This window comes from Paenibacillus sp. XP01 (genome assembly GCF_057364885.1).
Genome location: NZ_CP139481.1, coordinates 1,167,043 through 1,185,997, shown reverse-complemented (window position 1 = coordinate 1,185,997; position 18,955 = coordinate 1,167,043). Strand labels below are relative to the sequence as shown.

Sequence of the window (18,955 nt, the reverse complement as noted above, 5' to 3'; positions counted from 1 at the left end):
GAGAACAAGAAACGATGGGGAGAGAACATCATGAAATCAATGACTGTGTTTTTCCGGGAACTCGGGTCCGCCCTCAGAAAACCGAAAGTAATCATACCGATTGTCGTTGTGCTGTTTATACCGGTGCTGTACAGCGGCATGTTTTTGGAAGCTTTCTGGGACCCTTACGGCAAAATGAACGAACTGCCTGTCGCGGTGGTCAACAATGACCAAGGAGCAACTTACAATGAGCAAACGCTGGAAGTCGGGCAGAATCTGGTCGACGAGCTGAAAAAAAGCGATGACTTCAACTGGCAGTTCGTCTCACGCGAACAGGCCGACGAGGGCATGAAGGATAACGCGTATTATATGACGATCGTAATCCCCGAGGACTTCTCCGCCCGTGCAACCACCTTGATGGACGATCATCCCGAGCCTGCCGAACTGATCTATGAACCAAACGAAGGATACAACTTCCTCGCAGGCCAGATCGGGGGAACGGCGGTAAAACAGATCAAAGCCAAAGTGTCCGCCAAAGTCACGGAAACCTATACGGAAACGTTGCTCGACCAGGTAGCCGTCATCTCGGACGGACTGGCAGATGCAGGGGACGGTGCCGGACAGTTGAGCGACGGCGCATCCCGTTTGCATGACGGCGCAACCACGCTCAAGGAAAATCTGACGAAGCTCGCCAGCGGCGCGGGCGAGCTGGAAAACGGTTCGCAAACGCTGCAAACCGGCGCGAAACAATTGGCGCAAGGCGCCGGCAAACTGCATGACGCCGCTTCTACCCTCTCGGGCGGTTTGTCCCGGTTGTCCGATGCGGGAGACCAACTGACGGCAGGAGCCGCCAAAGTGTCCGCCGGAGGCCAGTCGCTGCTGAGCGGTGCCAAGGCCGCGCGTGACGGCGCAGCCAAGCTTGATGCAGGCCTGGCCTCATCCGAGGAAGGCGCGGCGAAGCTCTCCGCCGGACTGCAAGCCTCGGTGGCGGGCAGCGGCCAAGTCGCCGATGGCGCGAAAGCGGTGGCCCAAGGGCTCGAGCAGCTCGCGCAGAGCAGCCCGCAACTGGCGGCAACCCCCGAAGTGCAGAAGCTGCTCGCCGCAAGCCAGGCCGTTGCCGCAGGCAGCGAGCAGGTTTATCAGGGCGGGCAGCAGCTCGTTGAAGGCAGCCGGACGCTGGAAGCTGCCCAACAGCAGCTGCATCAGGGCAGTTCGCAGCTTGTGCAGGGCCAGGAGCAATTGCTGCAAGGGGTATCGCAGCTGGCCGATGGGCAGGATCAGCTCGCGAACAATATGAAGCAATTCAACGCCAAGCTGGCCGAAGCCGCGGCGGGTGGAGCAAAGCTCGCTCAGGGCACCGGACAGTTAAACGCCAGCACCGGTCGGCTCACCGATGGCGTGCAGCAGCTCGCTGGAGGCATCGCATCGGTTGCGGACGGCTCCCGCCAACTGGATGAAGGCGCGGGCAAACTCAACGATGCCACCGTCAAGCTGGCTGACGGATCGGGTACGCTTGCCGACAAGTTAAATGAAGCAGCAGAGGAAACGTCCAGCGTCACCAAAACAGATGAACTTGTATCCATGTACGCGCAGCCGGTTCAGGTCGAAGAACAGAAATATAATGAAGTTCCGAACTATGGTACGGGATTCTCGCCTTATTTCATGTCCCTGGGTCTATTCGTCGGTGCGCTGATCGCCACACTGGTCGTGCCGGTGCGTGACGGCGCCGTGGCTGAAGCCAGCAGCTGGAATCGGTTCGTCAGCAAAACGCTGGCATTCAGCCTCATGAGCGCGGCGCAGTCGCTGCTCGCCTCCCTGCTTGTGCTGTACGGACTCGGGCTGGAGGTCCAAAGCGTTCCGCTCTTCCTGCTGTTCAGCTTTGTGACCAGCTTGACGTTCATGTTCATCATACAAGCGCTGGTGACCTGGCTGGATAATCCGGGACGTTTCATCGCCATTCTGATGTTGATATTCCAACTGACCACCAGTGCCGGAACCTTCCCGCTGGAGCTCATTCCGGATTGGATGAAAGGCTTCAATCCATGGCTGCCGATGACCTATTCGGTAACAGGCTACAAAGCGATCATTAGCAGCGGCTTGTTCGGCGTAGCCTGGGATCAACTCGGAATCATGTGCATTTTTGCCGTCATCGGCCTTGGTGCCACGTTTGCGTATTTCATGAAACACCGTAAAGAGAACGTCGAACAAGTTCAAGGGGAAGCGGCGTTTCATGCTTAATCTTTATCGGTGAACGTCCAATCGTTAAAAGAGCAAGGCTGGCATGAAATGTTCGCCCAACTCGGTCCAATCGCGAGAGGTCGTCGCTTCATGCACGGCCTTGCTTTTTTTGAAATGTAACTGACTTTCATCGCTTGGATGCTGCCTCATCTACCCTTACCACGCCAAAAAAAGACGATCTACAGATCATCCGCAAATGACCTGAAGACCGTCTTTTTATCATCCAAACTAAGATGTCAGTATGACCATGCAATCAGAATGGCCGACTCCATCTCTCAATGGGGCTTTAGTAGCCGTAATAACTGCTTCCGGCAGCTGCCGCGAAGAAGACAATGAGAAGAATCAACATAATGATGGCATAAATCGCTGTACCGATGATTCCGCAGACGAGACCGGCGATGGCCAGTCCTTTCCCCTGCTCCATGCGAACCTTGAGTTCTTTGAGGGCCAGTGCTGCAAAGATGATGGCAACGATCCCGATCAAAAATCCAAGGTATGGAATCATGATGGACAATATCCCCAAAACGAGTGCGGCAATCGATTTGCCATTCGTTTTCAGCGGCATATATGGTGGTGGCGGTGGCATGAGTGGATCATGAAAATTCTGATCCCAATCATTCTGACGATGTTCCAAGGTAAATCCTCCCCATTCATTTCATTGACTACCATTATACTTGATCGTGCGTAGAATCATACTCCATATTTTGTAAATGCTAAGGGTTTCGTAAAAATTTTCTTATGGGGCCCTGTAAAGAAGTTGAACAAGTCATTTTATATGTGACCACACCAACAGTCAAAAACATATTCGGATCGAAGTTATCCCCTGGTTTTTGGGCTCTTTCTTATTTCAGATCACATGATTTGGAGGATTTTTGCAATCACAGTTGAATCAGCTCACGCTTATTACAACGTTATTTTGCCCAATCTTATGTATTAATACTGACGGTATTTATGCTTCAGCACACTCAATCTTCCGAGTACGATTAGACCGACCAATAGAATAATGCCTAGATAAATGCCTCCCAGAATTTGAAGTATGAACGACGACTGATCCTCTCCAATTTCCTTAGGAATGTCCAAATTAAGCATATAAGGCCAGAACTCTTCCTCGAATGGTTTTTCGGTACCCGTAAGTTCCTTCATATATTCAGTGGCGTGCCCCTTAATCTCGGGGTCTATCTTTTGCATACTGCCCGTGTTGTATATCGTGGTATCCATAGACAGTTCGCCATTATTCGAAGAATACGCAAGCTGGTCGTATCGGGATGAATGTTGTGCGAGCACTTGCACAATGAGTCCTTTTTCTTGATAAGGATAGATGTAATACAGGTAGTGATTCACCTCCAGATCATTTCCTTCCCGCTGCATATAATACCTGGCAAAAGCTTGGTGCATCTTCTCGAACTGTACCTCAACGTAGTCCCCTGCCTTTAGGGTTCCCGGATCCAAATGGTTCAAATCTCTGGGCCCCTCCGCATACTTCGCGTTGTTGATCAAACCTGAGACGATAAAACCTCCGAACACGAGTGTGGCCAACACAGCTGCAATCAGAAAGCCACGTATGACTCTCTTCTTCTCTAAAGCATATTGTTCTTGCAATTAATTCTCCCCTTCCCAATTATTTCTTCCACTTCATAGTAGTTATCGGTCAATCAGGGAAAAATATGAAGAATTGGTCTTGATAATTATTCTTCCAACCTCGTATGAAACAACACAAAGATGCGTAAACAATCGTTTACGCATCTTTGTCGCATTCCAGGTTTTCTGTTGTTATGCGCTCCATAGAGAGTGCGACGCGGGCCGTGAGAATGCGGTTGATCAACATTGGATATTTCAATCCACTCTCACTCCATACGGAGTGCGACTAGACGAGCTCATTAACGGCCGCCCTCTCTCGCGATTTCAATCCACGCACTCCATACGGAGTGCGACCTATGTCAGGTGGGTACGTTGCATTATCAGCAAATTTCAATCCACGCACTCCATACGGAGTGCGACTTATTTACGATTTTCCCCATGTTTGTACCACCGTAAATTTCAATCCACGCACTCCATACGGAGTGCGACAGCAAAAAATGACGTAACAAATGTGTCAATCGGAACAATCGTTACGTAACTTCATCTTTTTTATTATACATCACTCAACTAATGGAGCAAATCCATTGCCAAAAGGTCACGAAAACGATCTTTTCGACAAATTCCGAGGTGCGAATCCCCCGGGAAATTCATGTGAGCATGAGGTTCGCACCTAAATTTCCAAACCTTTGCGCCGCTTTTCCCCTTATAACCGTATATAATACAATTATGGATAAGAAAAACGACGCACTTTGAGTACCTAACGTGTCTAAGGAGAATGACAATATGAGCTTCCTAAAAGATTTGGGGCAATTCGCGGGAAAAGTTACAGGCAGAGTGCTCGGCGGATCCGTCCGGGTTGTTGGTGAAGTCACAGGCAGCCAATACATCAAAGAAGTCGGCAACGGCGTTGAAAAAGCAACCGTACATACCGGACGCACGGTGGGCGATCTTGCCAGCGGTGTATATGATGTCGCTAAAGGGGTAATTACAAACGATGGAGCCACGGTGGATCATGGCTTGAACGACATTGGTGGCGCTGTGTCTGATACCGCCAAAGGCGTCGTTGCTTCTGCCAAATACGTCTACAACAACGGCAAAGATGTCGTTACGGGCATCAAGGATGAGGATCTGGATCGCGTGAAGCACGGTGCCAAAGGATTGGTCACTGCCGCGGCGGTGAGTGTCATTGCAGTCGGCATACTTGACGTGGCGGATGGTGCAGATGGAATAGGTGAAATTGCAGCCGAAAGCGACCCAAATCATGCAGCGCCTATTGAACATACAACGGCGACAGCAAATATCGAGCAGACCGATACCGCTACGATCGAAAATCCGAATACTCACCACGTTGAACCTCATTATGTCGAAGGTTATGATCGCGCAGACGGCACGCACGTCGAGGGGTACTACAGGGATGGCGACGGGGATACCAGCGTGAACCGTCCAAATGGGGGATACGAACAGCATAACCCAGACTACAAAGCCTAAACCCAGGCGGATGCTTTTGACTTGAGATGTCCGCTGTTGGCGTGGAATCATCATTCGATTGTACTGGAGGGAAATCATCATGCCGACCTTTACGGAGTACGAACAATTTGTCATTGGGGAAATGGCCAAAAGCCAAGTTTCGGTCAATCCGGTCCAAGCTGCGCTTGAAGTCGCCGGAAAACCCGTGTCTAAACTCATGGAGGCCGCTCATTCATCCAATAGCAAGATGATCAAAAAAGCCATCACCCGCATCGACTCCACAATTGAGTCTTCTTTGCGGGGAACGATCAAAATGGCCAAAGCATTAACCAGCGAAGATGCCATTCGCAAAGAATACATGAAAAAACACAATATCCGCATTGCCGGTCTAGAGGAGATCCGCGGCTTGCCTTTGAGAGAGATGGATATCGTGGCAGATACGTTTGATGTCAGCAACGGTTTTTTGGTTACGGCCGAGGGCGCAGCATTGGGAATGGCAACAACTCTTTCAGGCGGACTGTTGCTTCCAGTGACCGTCGCAGCTGACGTGACCGCCTCCATGACGCTGATGTCCCGGCATGTAAGTCAAATTGCGGCGTCGTATGGATACTCCACAGCTGATCCGATGAATATTCCGCATGTCTTGGCGGCGATGGCACCAACATCATCCGCTTCGGATGAAGGGTTTCTGGCGGCGAAATCGTTGGCCTTTTCCGAAGTGAGGGCTGCAACCAAGTTTGCCGAAGGAATGGCTGGGGAATTGACCGCCGAAGTCATCGAAAAATCCTGTCCCCAACTCATCCGGCTCGTGCAAAAGGTTGCTGAGCGATTAGGCGTCGTCATCACGCAAAAGGAACTGGGCATGATCGTGCCCATTGCAGGTGCCGTTTTTAATGCAGGACTTAACCTGGCTTTTCAGCAAATGAACCACACCAATGCCAAAAATTATTTCCGCAAGCTTTATCTGGACAATAAATACGGACAGGATCATGTCCATCATTTCATTCAATTGGAAGTGAAAAGACTACAGGAGGTTCCCGTATAAACGCTGAGAGATGACTTTACCGCAAATTATCTTTAGCCGGATACTCAAATCGGTTCTCACTCAAAAAAGCTCGGCATATGCCGGGCTTTTTTCGTTGCCCTCAAGGGCCTACCTTTCTACACTATAAACCTTGCACTCCATACAGAGTGCGACGTTAGCTGAATGTAATAAAATATCTGACAAAAAATTTCAATCCACGCACTCCATACGGAGTGCGACTTCAGCATTTGGATCTTTACGGCTTTTGCGGCCATATTTCAATCCACGCACTCCATACAGAGTGCGACCCGACGATCCACGAATTGACGATCAAGACAGGTATTTCAATCCACACACTCCATACGGAGTGCGACATTTTATTTGCGTTCGTGTTCTTCGGATACATGTGATTTCAATCCACGCACTCCATACGGAGTGCGACAAACACCAAGTTTTTTGATCGCTTCAGCATTCCGATTTCAATCCACGCACTCCATACGGAGTGCGACTACAGGGATTTAATCAAACAACACAATCTTGTGCTATTTCAATCCACGCACTCCATACGGAGTGCGACCCTTGGCGGAATTGTTGCAATTCTGTTTTTGTTGATATTTCAATCCACGCACTCCATACGGAGTGCGACAGCGAAAAATAACGTATAAACCGCACTCAATTCAAAATAATGAACTTTCCTACGTCATTTTTAGTACCTTCTCTTAACCAAAGCATCCCTCTTCATTGCCAAATGGTCACGAAAACGATCTTTTCGACATTTTTCGAGGTGCGAATCTCCCAGGAAATTTATGTGAGCTTGGCATTTGCACCAATGATACCACAACCGCAATAATCCTGCCATCCACAGCACACACCACACTGCCCCACATCTCCTCCGTTCCCCCTATCAACATCCGATGATTTGACAAGCCTCAAAAACAGGATTACATTAATAACGAATTAACCATTCACTTTTAAGGAGACGTTCCGATTGCAGTCCAAAAAAGACGAAGTCAAAAAAGAAATCGAATATGCCGCGTTAAAGGTATTTTTCGAAAAAGGGTTTGTGGACGCCAAGATGAGCGATATCGCGGACGAGATCAACATTTCCGTTGGCAACATCTACACCTATTTCAAAAACAAAAAGGATCTGTTCTACTCCGTCGTGCCGCCCACCTTGGTGGAATACCTGAAAAACGTGCTGGTCGAGACGATTCATTTCGATAATCAGCATTTTTTCGACGGCGCCGACAGCGAGGAGCGGTCTGCCCTGTTTCAGGCTCAAGTGGACGTGTTGACGAAGTACAGCAAACAGATCGTGATCATTTTCGAAAAAAACAAAGGTACCACGTACACCAACGCCAAAAACGAGCTGGTCGACCTGATGATCGAAACCAAAAAGGCCTATCTCAAGGATCGGTATAAACGCTACGAAATCGGCCACGAAGAAAACATGGTCATGCTCAACATCATCGCCCACAATGTCATCGACATGAATCTGGATCTGCTGAAAAGAGAGATGAGCGACGACAGCCGCAGACGTATTTTCGAAGCGTTGAGCATTTACAGACTGCACGGTATGAAAAGCTTGAACGAGTAAAAAAAGCCGGACATACCTTGTGCCCTTTTTTTCGCCCCAAAAATGAATTATTCATTCATTATACATCGCATTCAAGGAGGATTTTATGATGACAAAGGCCTATGCATTCACCAACGGCAATGTAATCCACGGCGACCAGCATCAAGGTTTGGCCAAAAACATGACCATTCTGGTCGATGAACACGGACGCATTCAACAAATCGGCAAAGAACACGAAATGGACATCCCCGCCCATTATGAAACGATCGACCTTGCGGGCAAATATGTCATGCCAGGGTTGATCAATGCCCACGTTCACCTGTTCGCCGACGGCAAGCCGTTCACGCTGTCCGCCAGCGAAGGCATGCTGCAATTTGCGTACAACCACATTTTGAACACGAAATTCGGAAAAAGCGTGCTGATAAAACGCATGAAACGCAATGCGCTGACGGCTCTGCATGCCGGGGTGACCACGATGCGCAGCGTCGGCGAATTTTTCTACACCGATGTGGCGCTCCGCGATGAAATCAATGCCAACGCGTTCGTTGGCCCGAACTTGCTTGTATCCGGGTTTTTCCTGAGCGTCACGGGCGGACACGGCGCACCCTACCTCGCTCTGGTGGGAGACTCCCCATGGGAAGCGCGCAAAAACGTGCGCATCAATGTGAAACACGGCGTGGATTTGATCAAAATATGCGTGACCGGTGGGGTGACCGATGCCAAAATGGTCGGCGAAGCGGGCCGTTTGCAAATGACGGTGGACGAAGTAGCCGCGATCTGCGACGAAGCGCACAAAATCGGGCTGCGGGTCGCTGCCCATGTGGAGAGCACGGAAGGCGTCAGAGTGGCGTTAAAAGGCGGCGTCGATACGATCGAGCACGGCGCAGAAATGGATGACGAAATCATCGACCTGTATAAAAACAATCCCAATGCCCTGAATGGTTACACGGCCCTGATCCCGACTCTGCAAGCCGCTTATCCGTCGGCATCCTTGGACACCAGTGTCACAAAGGTGAGCGCAACCGTGAAGGAAAACTCCAGGCTGGTTTACACATCCATGTTGAAAAGCGTGCATCAAGCCATTGAACACGGCATTACGATGGGTGTCGGCACCGATGCCGCGATGCCGTTCGTTACGCATTACGACATGTGGAGAGAACTCGACCATTACATGAGACAGGCCGGTCTGAGCACGGCACAGGTCATCGAGATGGCTACCCGAACCAATGCAAACATTTTGGGCGTGGATGAATTTACCGGTACGCTTGAAGTCGGCAAAAACGCGGATCTGATCGTCCTCGATCATAACCCGCTGGAGCGTATCGAAGCCTTGTCGAACGTCAACATGGTCATGGTCAACGGCAATCTTATCCCAACCCCATCCGTCACCCGAATCCCGGAAGTCGACCAACTTCTAAATTCGGTGTGGTAATCCTCAGGAGTGAACACGATGCTTGGAATATGGATCAATTGTTTTTCGATGATATGCGGCAGCACGATCGGAGCCATCTCCAAAGGTTCATCCATGAGAGCTACAAATCCATCCTGAACCAGGTGATCGGCGTCAGCGCCCTGATCATCGGCATCAGTGCGGGCCGTTTGAATGAAGGATGACGGCGCTCATTCTGGCTTCCACTTTCGGAATCGGCATCATGCTCACATCACTTATATTGTTTGTTATCGAAACGGCCGTATTTTTCTCCGCGGATCTCATTTCCGGATACATGACGACCAGCGTCATCAACGAAATCACGATCATTGGCGGCATTCTTGCGCTCTGCACCGGCTTGAACATTCTGAACATTACAAAAATCAACGTGTTGAACCTGCTGCCTGCCTTGTTCATCCCCATATTTTTGCTGTAACGAACTTGACGCATCCTATCCGACCGGAATAAAGCTCACGTTGAATCGTAACGAACCTGAGACACGTTATTATGGTGAAATGACGCCCGAACGGCCCAAATTACGCTGCATAAGACTTCTCAGGTTCGTTAGGTGCTGCAAACCACGAAAACGGCCCATATAAGGTGTGTGAGATTCGTTAGCGCTCGCGGAAGACTGCAGCGTAAATTACGATCAGCATACATCGTATCGTCAACGCAAAAAAGAGCGAATCTTCCGGTCCCCTCGTGGTCCGGCATGATTTCGCTCTTTATGATGTGCAGCCTGGCTTAGGCGTCCAGCTCTACCCGCTGCAAAAACGTACGCGTACGCTCCAGCTGCGGATTGCCAAAAATTTGCTCCGGCGTACCGGATTCGGCGATCTCGCCGTTGTCCATGAAGAAAATGCGATCCGCCACGTCGCGGGCAAAGCTCATCTCATGGGTGACGATCATCATCGTCATGTTTTCCTGGGCGAGTTGTTTGATGACCCGCAGCACTTCGCCCGTCAGCTCGGGATCGAGCGCGGAGGTCGGCTCGTCGAAGAGCAGGATGTCCGGCTGCATCATGAGGGCGCGGGCGATGGCCACGCGCTGCTTCTGTCCCCCGGACAGATTGCCCGGATAGGTATCGGCCTTGTCCGCCAGCCCTACCTTGTCCAGCAGTTCCATGCTGCGCTTACGAATAGCGGCATTGCTTTCTTTTTTCAGCGTCTTCGGCGCCAGCTCCAGATTCGCGCGCACGGTCAGGTGCGGGAACAGGTTAAAATGCTGGAACACCATGCCCATCCGGTCGGTCATTTTGCGAATGTCCGCACCGGAAGCGTAACGTCCGTCCTCAACCAGCACCTGATTTTGCAGGCGGATCGTGCCGCCCGTAATTTCCTCCAGATGGATCAGGCTGCGCAGCATGGTGCTTTTGCCGGAGCCCGACGGTCCGATGACGGCAATGACTTCGCCCGGCTCCACGCTGAAGGAAACCTGCTTCAGGACGTCCAGCGTGCCGAACGATTTTTTCAATTGGTTGACTTCTATGATATGTGACATGTTTAGACAGTCCTTTAACGGATTGATTTTGAGTGCGGCCTCTGCGCCGCAGCTTATTTAAACGAGTAACGTTTCTCCAACAGCTTGAACAGAACGGTCAGCACAAGGGTCATCACCAAATAAATGACTGCGGCCAAGAAAAACGGAATCAGCTGCATGTCGCGGTTGACCGCCGCCTGCGCGTAATACAGCAGCTCCGGCACGGCCACGGCGTACAAAAGCGCCGTATCCTTCACCAGCGTGATCGATTCGTTGGCGGTTGCCGGCAGCACCACGCGGATCATCTGCGGAACGATGACTTTGGTCATCGTTTGCCAGCGGCTAAGCCCCAGCACCTGCGCCGCTTCCTGCTGTCCTTTGTCGATGGAAAGCAGGCCGCCCCGGAAAATTTCCGCGAAGTATGCGGCATAGTTCAGCACAAACGCAATCGCTGCGGACACGAAGCGGTCGAAGACCAGATGCTCCCCGATCACCGGCAGCAGCGGCAGGCCGAAGCAGAAGAACAGCACCTGCAGCAGCAGCGGCGTGCCGCGCATAACGTAAACGTACGCGTGCGCCAGCCAGGCCAGCGGTTTGAAGCGGCTGCGCATGACCAGCGTTATGCCGAAGCCGAGCGGCACGGACAATACGATCGCGACCAGGAACATGATGATCGTTGTCTGCGCCCCGTCCAGCATCGGTTTTAATACGGTAGATATATAATCCCAGCTCATGATTCAATCTCCTCTAATCTGTTGACCCCGCACTCCAACGAAGGCATTGCCTCCATCGGAAATACGGGGTCACTTGGTAGTGAACGGCGGCATAAAGGGTTTCAGGCCATGCCGTTCAATCGATATTGTCAGGTCCTTTGCGAATCTAAGTTCATCGGATCAAACCTGTTATTTCAGCACCTTGTTTTCGCCAAACCACTTGTTCGAAATTTCGGCAGCCGTGCCGTCCGAGTTCATCTCGTCAAGAGCTTTTTGCAGCTCGTTCAACAGTGCTTCATTGCCTTTCTTCACGCCAACGCCATATTGCTCGGGAGCGAGCGATTCGTCCAGCAGTTTGAACGTTCCTTCTTCTTTGGACATGTAGTATCTTGCTACAACCTCGTCGATGATGACGGCATCCAGGCGTTTCGTTTTCAGGTCGGTCAGGGCAAGTACGTTATCCTTGAATTCGGAAGCTTTTACTTTGTCTTTCAGCGGGCTTGCCGCGAGTGCATCTGCCGCAGAGGACAATGCTTGCAGACCGACGTTTTTGCCGTCCAGCTCGTCCAGCTTCGTAATCGGCGAATCGGCCAGCGTCACGACCACCTGGCTATTCTCCAGATACGGCTTCGTGAACAGGACTTTCTCCTTGCGCTCGTCCGTGATCGTGTATCCGTTCCAGATCAGGTCGATGCGGCCGCTGTTCAGCTCGGATTCCTTGGAAGACCAGTCGATCGGCTGGAACGTGAACTCTTTACCCATTTTCTCCCCGGCCGCGCGGGCATAATCAATATCGAAACCTACGATTTCGTTTTGCTCGTCACGGAAACCCATCGGAGCGAATTTGTCGTCGATGCCTACGACGATGGTATTGTCGTCTTTGCTTGCCGAGCCCGAACAGCCCGCGAGTACAACGATGAACATGCTGATCAGTAACAGTGCGATTCCCTTTTTCTTCATCATTTCTTACCCCTCCATGTCTATAGCCAGCAAAACGCTTTAGCTCGTTACCACGTTATCAGAGTTTTTATAATAACATAGCATGGAAAAAGAGTCGAGAGATTCGCAAGGTTAATCCTATCCTGCATATCCAGATGTTGAACATTGTTTGACTAATCCCGGTTCCACTCAAGCAAATGTTCCGCAATTTTAACGAAAGCCAATATGCCGTTCTGCAGCGCTGCTTCGTCAATCATAAATTTGGGATGATGATGGGGATACACGATGCCTTTATCCACATTGCCTGCGCCGATATTGAAAAACGTCCCTGGAACGGCGCGCTGATACGCCGAGAAATCCTCGCCGCCCATGGATGGGGGTTGATGAACGACGGCGTCCCGGCCAAACGTTTCCACCAGCACCGCTTCAATCGTACGGGTCAGTCCCTCGTCATTCACGACCGGATCGTAGCCGTACACGTAATCCAGCTCGATGCTCGCTCCATGCGCCGAAGCGACTCCGCCGGCGATGCGCTCGATCTTTCTTTCGGCCTCTTCCCGCACTTCCGTGCTGAAGCTCCGTACCGTTCCTTTGATGATCGCCTGATCCGGAATGACATTGTGGGAGGCCCCTGCGGTAAATTGGGCAATGGATACCACGAGGCGCTCCAGCGGATCGGCATTCCGGGACACGATGTGCTGCAGGTTGGTCACGATTTGGGCGCCAATGGCGATGACGTCCACCGCCCTATGTGGAGATCCCGCATGCCCGCCGTACCCTTTGACAAGAATGGTGAAGTTGTCTGGCGAAGCCATCATTTCGCCATAGGCAATGCCTATTTGACCGACAGGCAGAAGGGACGCCAAGTGTTCGCCCACGACCCAATCCACCCCGTCCATGACGCCTGCCGCAACCAGTTCTCTTGCACCGCCCGGCGGCATTTCCTCCGCATGCTGGAAAATAAAACGAATCTCGCCGCGAAGCTGCTCCTTTCGCGCGCTAAGCAGCTTGGCCACGGCCAGCAGCGTGGCCGTATGCCCGTCATGCCCGCAGGCATGCATGACGCCCGGATTGCGGGAAGCGTCCTCGATCGGCGCTTCCTCTTCAATCGGCAATGCGTCGATGTCTGCACGCAGAGCCAGCGTTTTGCCCGGATGGGCGCCGATCAGCTTGGCAACGACGCTTGTCGGCGTAGGGCGGCTGATCTCCAGTCCGCCGAACGATTCCAATATGCCGGCGATGTACCGGGACGTTTCATGCTCCTGAAACGAAAGCTCGGGATGCCGGTGCAAATGCCTGCGCCAGGCAATAACTTGCTCAATCAGTTCGGTGGTCAATGGTTCAGGTATAGTTGACATCATTATCATCCTCCTAGATTAAATGGCTATTATATGTAAACACATTAACTTACTTGGTTATTCCATCATAATCCAAATGGCCCGCTTTGTATAATCGATTTTCATATGCAAAAAAAGCCCAGCCGCCAGACTCCCTCGTCTAACGGCTGCGCCTTGCATCATGAAGCCTTTCGATGTTGTTGCTTCATCTTATCGCTTCACTTCATAGATTCACTTTATAGTTCACCTTATTGCTGTATCTTATTGCTGTACCTTTTCGCGATCTTTGCCCTTGTCGGACTCGCCCGCGTTTTTGTTGGCGGCATCGCGGTCCTGCTGCATCTCTTCCACCGTTTTCACTTTGAGCCGCGCTGCGCCTTCGTATGCTTTCGTCGGAATAAGGTTGCCCGCCGCAAGCCGCTCTTCCGCCGCTGCAATGGCTTCGCCGTATTGCGGCAGCCATTTCGCCTGCGCGACCAGCATCTCGTCGACCATTTGCCAAATCTCTTTCGGATTGCATACCGCGCCGACGAGCGGGTCCATCATGAATGCCTGACGCAGCAACTGGTCATCGCCATGCACTGCCGCCTCTACCGCCAGACGTTGTACCGAAATGCTGACGTTGCATACGGCTGCCGGTCCGAGCGGCAGATCGCCGACATGCGGCATCGAGATGCCGTTGCGGTCCACATAGCCCGGTGCTTCGATAATTGCGTCATTCGGCAGGTTGGAGATCACGCCGTTGTTGACGGTGTTGAAATGCCCGCGGTATACGCGTCCCGTTTCCAGCGATTCGATAATGTACGAACCATGCTCTTCGCCTCTTTTTTCCGGAACGAAACACATAGGCTCATCTTTCATCCAGTTCGGGAAGTCGGTTTCAAACCAGTTGCGTCCTTCCGTGCATACCCGCAAATATCCTCCGGTCTCCCCGTTGATCCAGCTGCCCAGGTCGATCCAGTCCTGGATCTCGTCCGGACGTTTGCGGTACCAAGGCACGTATTCGCTCAGATGGCCGTTCGATTCCGTGCTGTAATACCCGAAGCGGCGCAGCATGTCGATGCGCACCTTTTCGGTCCGGCTGTACTCCGGATGTTTCTCGAACGCTTCGAGCAAACCTGCCGTCAGGTCCTCGCCCTTGTGCGACGCCTTGATATACCAGGTCTGATGGTTGATGCCTGCGCAGACGATATCCACTTCCTTTTTATCCAGCCCATACACTTCTGCGATCTGATGGTGCCCATGCTGTACCCCGTGGCACAAACCGATCGTGCGCACGCCGCCGTATGTGTTGCAGGCCCAAGTCAGCATGGCCATCGGGTTCGAGTAGTTGAGCAGCAGCACGTCCGGCGCGCTCTGCTCGCGAATGTCCTTGCAGATGTCCAGCATCTCGGCGATGCCGCGCTGCCCGTACATAATGCCGCCCGCGCACAGCGTGTCCCCGACGCACTGGTCCACCCCGTATTTCAGCGGAATGTCCACGTCGGTCGCAAACGCTTCAAGCCCGCCTACCCGTATCGTGCACAGCACGTACTTGGCATCCTTGAGCGCTTCCCTGCGGTCCGTCGTCGGTTGAATCTGGATGTCCAGTCCGTTTTCGCGAATATCCCGCTGGCACAGCTCGGTCACCATGTCCAGGTTGTGCTGGTTGATGTCGCAGAACGCCACCTCGATGTTTTTGAATTCCGGCACGGTCAGCAGATCCCGCAACAATCCGCGCGTAAATCCGATGCTGCCTGCCCCGATAAAGGCCACTTTAAACGACATGCCCATGTCCTCCCATTGTCCGAAGACACTGCTTCGGTTATTGTTTCACCACATGAGTCCATTGTAGCAATGCCCTTCGGGGAAGCGTTATCAAAATCATGACCTTTTTGCGGAAAGGGTGTCAAAAATCCTCACTTTTCATCCCCCCTCCGCATGGCTGCCATCCGGATAATGGCTAACATGGCGCTCCATGGATGCCCGGAATTCCAGCGGCGTCAGCCCCGTATGTTTTTTGAACAGCATATGAAAGTATTGGCGGCTGCCCACGCCCACGTAATCCGAGATTTCCGATACGGGAATGTCGGTCTGCTGCAGCAGCATTTTGGCCTTTTCCATGCGCAGCATCGTCAGGTAATCGGCAGGGGTCCGTCCCGCATGCTTGCGGAAGATGCGGTGCAAATACCCTGGATGCAGGTTGACGGTTGCGGCGATCTCCTTCATTTGAATGCTGCGGTCCATGTTCTGATGCATGAACTCGATCGTGCGCTTCACGTACAGCTCGGTCTGGTCAAGCGCGCTTCGGCGCTGCTCCCCGCGCAGGCGGGCCACCCGAACCAGCAGCTGGACGAACAGCGTGCGCACTAACGTGCCCTGTTCGGGAAACTGCAGGTTGCGGGCTTCGCGATGCTGCGAGCGTTCTTCGGGCGCAAGCACGCGCAGCGGATTCGGCACTGCAAGCGCGGCGGCGCCTGTTCGATCCTGCCGTTCCTGCGCAGCCAAGCCGCGCTGGTCCAGCTCCAGCACCAGGCTTTTCATGATGTGGTATACCTCTTCCGGATCAGGCAGCACCAGATAAGGAGACGCTCCGTCGAGCAGAGCTGCGACCTCCTGCTCTTCCCGCGCGAGCTGGCGAATCGAAGGCTGGCCCGGCGCTGCGGGCGCAAAGCCGAATTCCACGTTAAGCATCCGGCAGGGCACGCCGTCCTGCACCAGCAGTCGGTGCGGAACGCCCGCATCCAGCAGGATGAACTGTCCTTTTTTCAACACCGCCTGTTCCGTGCTGCCGTCCGGCATCTTGACGTCCACTCTGCACATGCCTGAGATGATGTACATGATTTCGGTCGAATCGTGAACATGGTGGGACATTTCGTAATCGTCCCATTGCTTGTAGTAGTAGGCGTAAAAACGCGGACCGCAGTCTCCCGCGCGCAGCTCCGGCTGGTACAAACTCCCGTTCAACTTTCCCTGTTCCATATCCTAACCTCCCCGTCCGTTCTGCCATATCGTCATGGCTCCATTGTAGCAGGTTTGGACCCATCGCGGCTGTCCGTATAACGCAAAACTCCGGCTGTCCGCCAACATGCATCACTGCACATTGGGGAAGCCGGAGCGGAGCGTTTATCCTATTTTGGCTGATGAGCTCTCTAACTGGGTCACGCTTCATGAAACGATGCATAGTACAATATCAAGCCTTGGCGTTTTCCTCCTGCGACATCGACCGGATGTAGAATGCCCCCATGACCGAGCAGAGCAGGAACGAGAAGAAGGCCATGGCCGCAGCCTGCTCCCGCTCTTGGAATACGCTAAACACCTGCTGCATCGACACGCCGAGCATTTGCGGGGAATTGGCGCCCATCAGGAACGGTGCGGTAAACGATCCGATCACGCCCATGAACACAAACGTCACGGCCACCAGAAACGTCTTGTAGGTCAGCGGCAGAATGAAACGAACGAACAGCTTCAACTTGCCTGCACCCACGTCCTTTGCGCTCTCGATGACCGAAGACGGGATGCTCGCGAGCGCGGAGCTGAGCAGCATCGTCGTAAACGGTATGTTGAACCACAGATTGGCGATGATGATGCCCTTTTCGTCGAAAATGATCCGCGGCAGTTCAATGCCCGTGCCGTCCAACAGCCGTGCCAGCCAGCCATGGTTGCCGAGCAGGTTGATCAGCCCGTAGATGGCAATGACGCCCGGAATGAACAAAGGAATCATGTACGTTTTGCGAATCATCTCCACGATCCGGCCGTTGTTGAACCGCATGTAGATGGCAAGCGCATAACTGACCAGCAGCACAAGCACGCAGGAGATCAGCGTGATGCGGAGCGTAAAGATGATGTTGGCCCGCATGCCTTTATCGGTAAATAACATCTGATACCGGCTGAGATCGTAGCCGCCCTCGCCATTGCTGAGACTCATGATCAGCGACTGGATGATCGGAATGATGACCACGAACAGCAGGACGGCAAAAGAAGGAAGGACCATGGCGAGCCCTGCGATCGCCTGTTTCATTTTTTTACTCATTGCGCCGCAACTTCATTCTGCCAGCGTTTGTTCATCTCGGTGCTCAAATCGCCGATGTTGAACGTGCGGAACCCGTCGGATACGCCGTTGAATTTGTTCTGCATGTCCTGGGACATGTTCGAGAGCTCGATGCCAGGGAAGCCGTTCATTTTATCCACGATAACCTCTTGTGCTTCAGGAGACAGCACGAAATCGATAAACTGGTTGATCGCTTCCTTCTTGTCCGATTCGCCGTTCACCATCAGGTATGTCGGTCCGCCGTTGAAGCCTGGCGTGATCTGCTGCATTTTGACCGTATCCGGCAGGAGGCCTTCGTTGATCTGCTGCAGCACCATGTCGGACCATGCCGGGATGATCGACACCTCGCCGTTCATGAGCAGGTCAAGCGTACCCTGATTTTTCTTCGGATAGATGCCGTCGCCATACACGTATTGGCCCAATTCTTTCAGCGTGTTAAAACCGGATTCCCACTTTTCCATCACGGCCGGATCGCTGTTGTGGATGTCTTCTTCGGGCAGGTCCTTATACACGACCGTCTGTACGAAAGAGCTGCCAGAACCGCCGGTGGACGGATCATTGTAAGCGAACTGGCCGGGGTTGGCTTTGATCCATTGCAAGAGCTCGTCCATCGTTTTGGGCGGGTTCGCCACTTTGGTGCTGTCATAGGCGAGTACCACGGCGGAAGAGCGATATGGAACGGCATAGTTTTCGACGTCCTTCATCGTTTGCGCGCTGACTTTGCTGATGTTCGGAATGTCGCCCTCGCTCAGCTGGGACCATACGCCATCCTTGATGCCTTGGGAAACAACGGCGATGCCGTCTTCATACAGATCGATGTCGCCCGAGCCTTTGCCCGCTTGTTTGGCCGCCATGATGCGATCATAGGTTGGCTGGGCACCCGTTCCGGACGGAATGTAAACCAGGTTCACGTCGACTTCCTTATTTTTCTCCTCAAACATCGGAACCAGTGTATCCCACAGGTCCTTCACGTTTTGCGATCCGGTAAAATAGAAATTGAACGAAGTCGTCGTTTCGGCCGCTGTGGCCGTGGATGAACCGCCTTCGGACGACGCAGCGGTGTTCGAAGCGCCGTTTCCGCATCCGGCCAGCATGACAGCAGACAGCATCACTGAAGAGAACATGGTCAACCAGGTTTTTTTTGTGCGCATTTTTTTCAGCCTCCG

Annotated in this window: 17 protein-coding genes and 1 CRISPR repeat array; of the genes, 7 read left to right on the top strand and 10 right to left on the bottom strand. The window is 52.6% G+C overall.

Going from position 1 to position 18,955, the window contains the following annotated elements; translation table 11 throughout:
• Positions 1 to 30 precede the first annotated feature (30 nt).
• Complete coding sequence (locus SNR34_RS05380) at positions 31 to 2,217, top strand: YhgE/Pip family protein (protein ID WP_486181354.1); 2,187 nt, start codon at positions 31 to 33, stop codon at positions 2,215 to 2,217.
• A 286-nt stretch (positions 2,218 to 2,503) separates the two neighbouring features.
• Here the strand turns inward: SNR34_RS05380 and SNR34_RS05375 are convergent, their stop codons facing one another.
• Together SNR34_RS05375 and SNR34_RS05370 are read right to left on the bottom strand one after the other, a co-directional pair.
• Positions 2,504 to 2,803: a DUF4190 domain-containing protein gene (locus SNR34_RS05375; protein WP_236420261.1), complete on the bottom strand. Its 300-nt coding sequence runs from the start codon at positions 2,801 to 2,803 to the stop codon at positions 2,504 to 2,506.
• Between the two features lie 347 nt (positions 2,804 to 3,150).
• Positions 3,151 to 3,816 (bottom strand): DUF6709 family protein, encoded by a 666-nt coding sequence (locus SNR34_RS05370; RefSeq protein WP_486181353.1) that lies wholly within the window; start codon positions 3,814 to 3,816, stop codon positions 3,151 to 3,153.
• 762 nt (positions 3,817 to 4,578) lie between these two features.
• Here SNR34_RS05370 and SNR34_RS05365 point away from each other — a divergent pair.
• From SNR34_RS05365 to SNR34_RS05340, 6 genes are all read left to right on the top strand, one after another.
• Complete coding sequence (locus SNR34_RS05365; RefSeq protein WP_486181352.1) at positions 4,579 to 5,283, top strand: hypothetical protein; 705 nt, start codon at positions 4,579 to 4,581, stop codon at positions 5,281 to 5,283.
• 79 nt (positions 5,284 to 5,362) lie between these two features.
• On the top strand, positions 5,363 to 6,307 hold the full coding sequence (locus SNR34_RS05360; RefSeq protein WP_486181351.1) for an EcsC family protein: 945 nt from the start codon (positions 5,363 to 5,365) through the stop codon (positions 6,305 to 6,307).
• 186 nt (positions 6,308 to 6,493) lie between these two features.
• Positions 6,494 to 6,932: direct repeats of the CRISPR family, unit length 33 nt; unit sequence ATTTCAATCCACGCACTCCATACGGAGTGCGAC.
• Between the two features lie 342 nt (positions 6,933 to 7,274).
• A complete protein-coding gene (locus SNR34_RS05355; protein WP_486181350.1) occupies positions 7,275 to 7,883 on the top strand; it encodes a TetR/AcrR family transcriptional regulator in 609 nt (202 codons plus the stop codon).
• An 88-nt stretch (positions 7,884 to 7,971) separates the two neighbouring features.
• The gene (locus tag SNR34_RS05350; protein WP_486181349.1) at positions 7,972 to 9,294 is read left to right on the top strand and encodes an amidohydrolase family protein; all 1,323 of its coding nucleotides are present in this window, start codon (positions 7,972 to 7,974) and stop codon (positions 9,292 to 9,294) included.
• Between the two features lie 29 nt (positions 9,295 to 9,323).
• Complete coding sequence (locus SNR34_RS05345) at positions 9,324 to 9,476, top strand: hypothetical protein (RefSeq protein WP_486181348.1); 153 nt, start codon at positions 9,324 to 9,326, stop codon at positions 9,474 to 9,476.
• Complete coding sequence (locus SNR34_RS05340) at positions 9,473 to 9,727, top strand: DUF554 family protein (RefSeq protein ID WP_486181347.1); 255 nt, start codon at positions 9,473 to 9,475, stop codon at positions 9,725 to 9,727. The genes SNR34_RS05345 and SNR34_RS05340 overlap by 4 nt, the downstream gene beginning before the upstream one ends.
• 308 nt (positions 9,728 to 10,035) lie before the next feature.
• On the opposite strand, the gene SNR34_RS05335 is transcribed toward SNR34_RS05340, so the two are convergent.
• The 8 genes from SNR34_RS05335 to SNR34_RS05300 all read right to left on the bottom strand — a co-directional run bounded on the left by SNR34_RS05335 (position 10,036) and on the right by SNR34_RS05300 (position 18,940).
• Entirely contained in the window at positions 10,036 to 10,791 is a 756-nt protein-coding gene (locus tag SNR34_RS05335) for an amino acid ABC transporter ATP-binding protein (RefSeq protein ID WP_290371486.1), read from the bottom strand.
• Between the two features lie 53 nt (positions 10,792 to 10,844).
• Positions 10,845 to 11,504, bottom strand: a complete 660-nt coding sequence (locus SNR34_RS05330) for an amino acid ABC transporter permease (RefSeq protein ID WP_236420218.1) — start codon at positions 11,502 to 11,504, stop codon at positions 10,845 to 10,847.
• A 168-nt stretch (positions 11,505 to 11,672) separates the two neighbouring features.
• On the bottom strand, positions 11,673 to 12,443 hold the full coding sequence (locus SNR34_RS05325) for an amino acid ABC transporter substrate-binding protein (RefSeq protein WP_486182402.1): 771 nt from the start codon (positions 12,441 to 12,443) through the stop codon (positions 11,673 to 11,675).
• A gap of 152 nt (positions 12,444 to 12,595) precedes the next feature.
• Positions 12,596 to 13,783: an amidohydrolase gene (locus SNR34_RS05320; RefSeq protein ID WP_486181346.1), complete on the bottom strand. Its 1,188-nt coding sequence runs from the start codon at positions 13,781 to 13,783 to the stop codon at positions 12,596 to 12,598.
• A gap of 237 nt (positions 13,784 to 14,020) precedes the next feature.
• Complete coding sequence (gene melA / locus SNR34_RS05315) at positions 14,021 to 15,526, bottom strand: alpha-galactosidase (protein ID WP_486181345.1); 1,506 nt, start codon at positions 15,524 to 15,526, stop codon at positions 14,021 to 14,023.
• A 138-nt stretch (positions 15,527 to 15,664) separates the two neighbouring features.
• On the bottom strand, positions 15,665 to 16,705 hold the full coding sequence (locus SNR34_RS05310; RefSeq protein ID WP_486182401.1) for a helix-turn-helix domain-containing protein: 1,041 nt from the start codon (positions 16,703 to 16,705) through the stop codon (positions 15,665 to 15,667).
• A gap of 226 nt (positions 16,706 to 16,931) precedes the next feature.
• Complete coding sequence (locus SNR34_RS05305; RefSeq protein ID WP_486181344.1) at positions 16,932 to 17,771, bottom strand: ABC transporter permease; 840 nt, start codon at positions 17,769 to 17,771, stop codon at positions 16,932 to 16,934.
• Positions 17,768 to 18,940: an extracellular solute-binding protein gene (locus SNR34_RS05300; RefSeq protein WP_339276352.1), complete on the bottom strand. Its 1,173-nt coding sequence runs from the start codon at positions 18,938 to 18,940 to the stop codon at positions 17,768 to 17,770. The genes SNR34_RS05305 and SNR34_RS05300 overlap by 4 nt, the downstream gene beginning before the upstream one ends.
• Between the last annotated feature and the right edge of the window lie 15 nt (positions 18,941 to 18,955).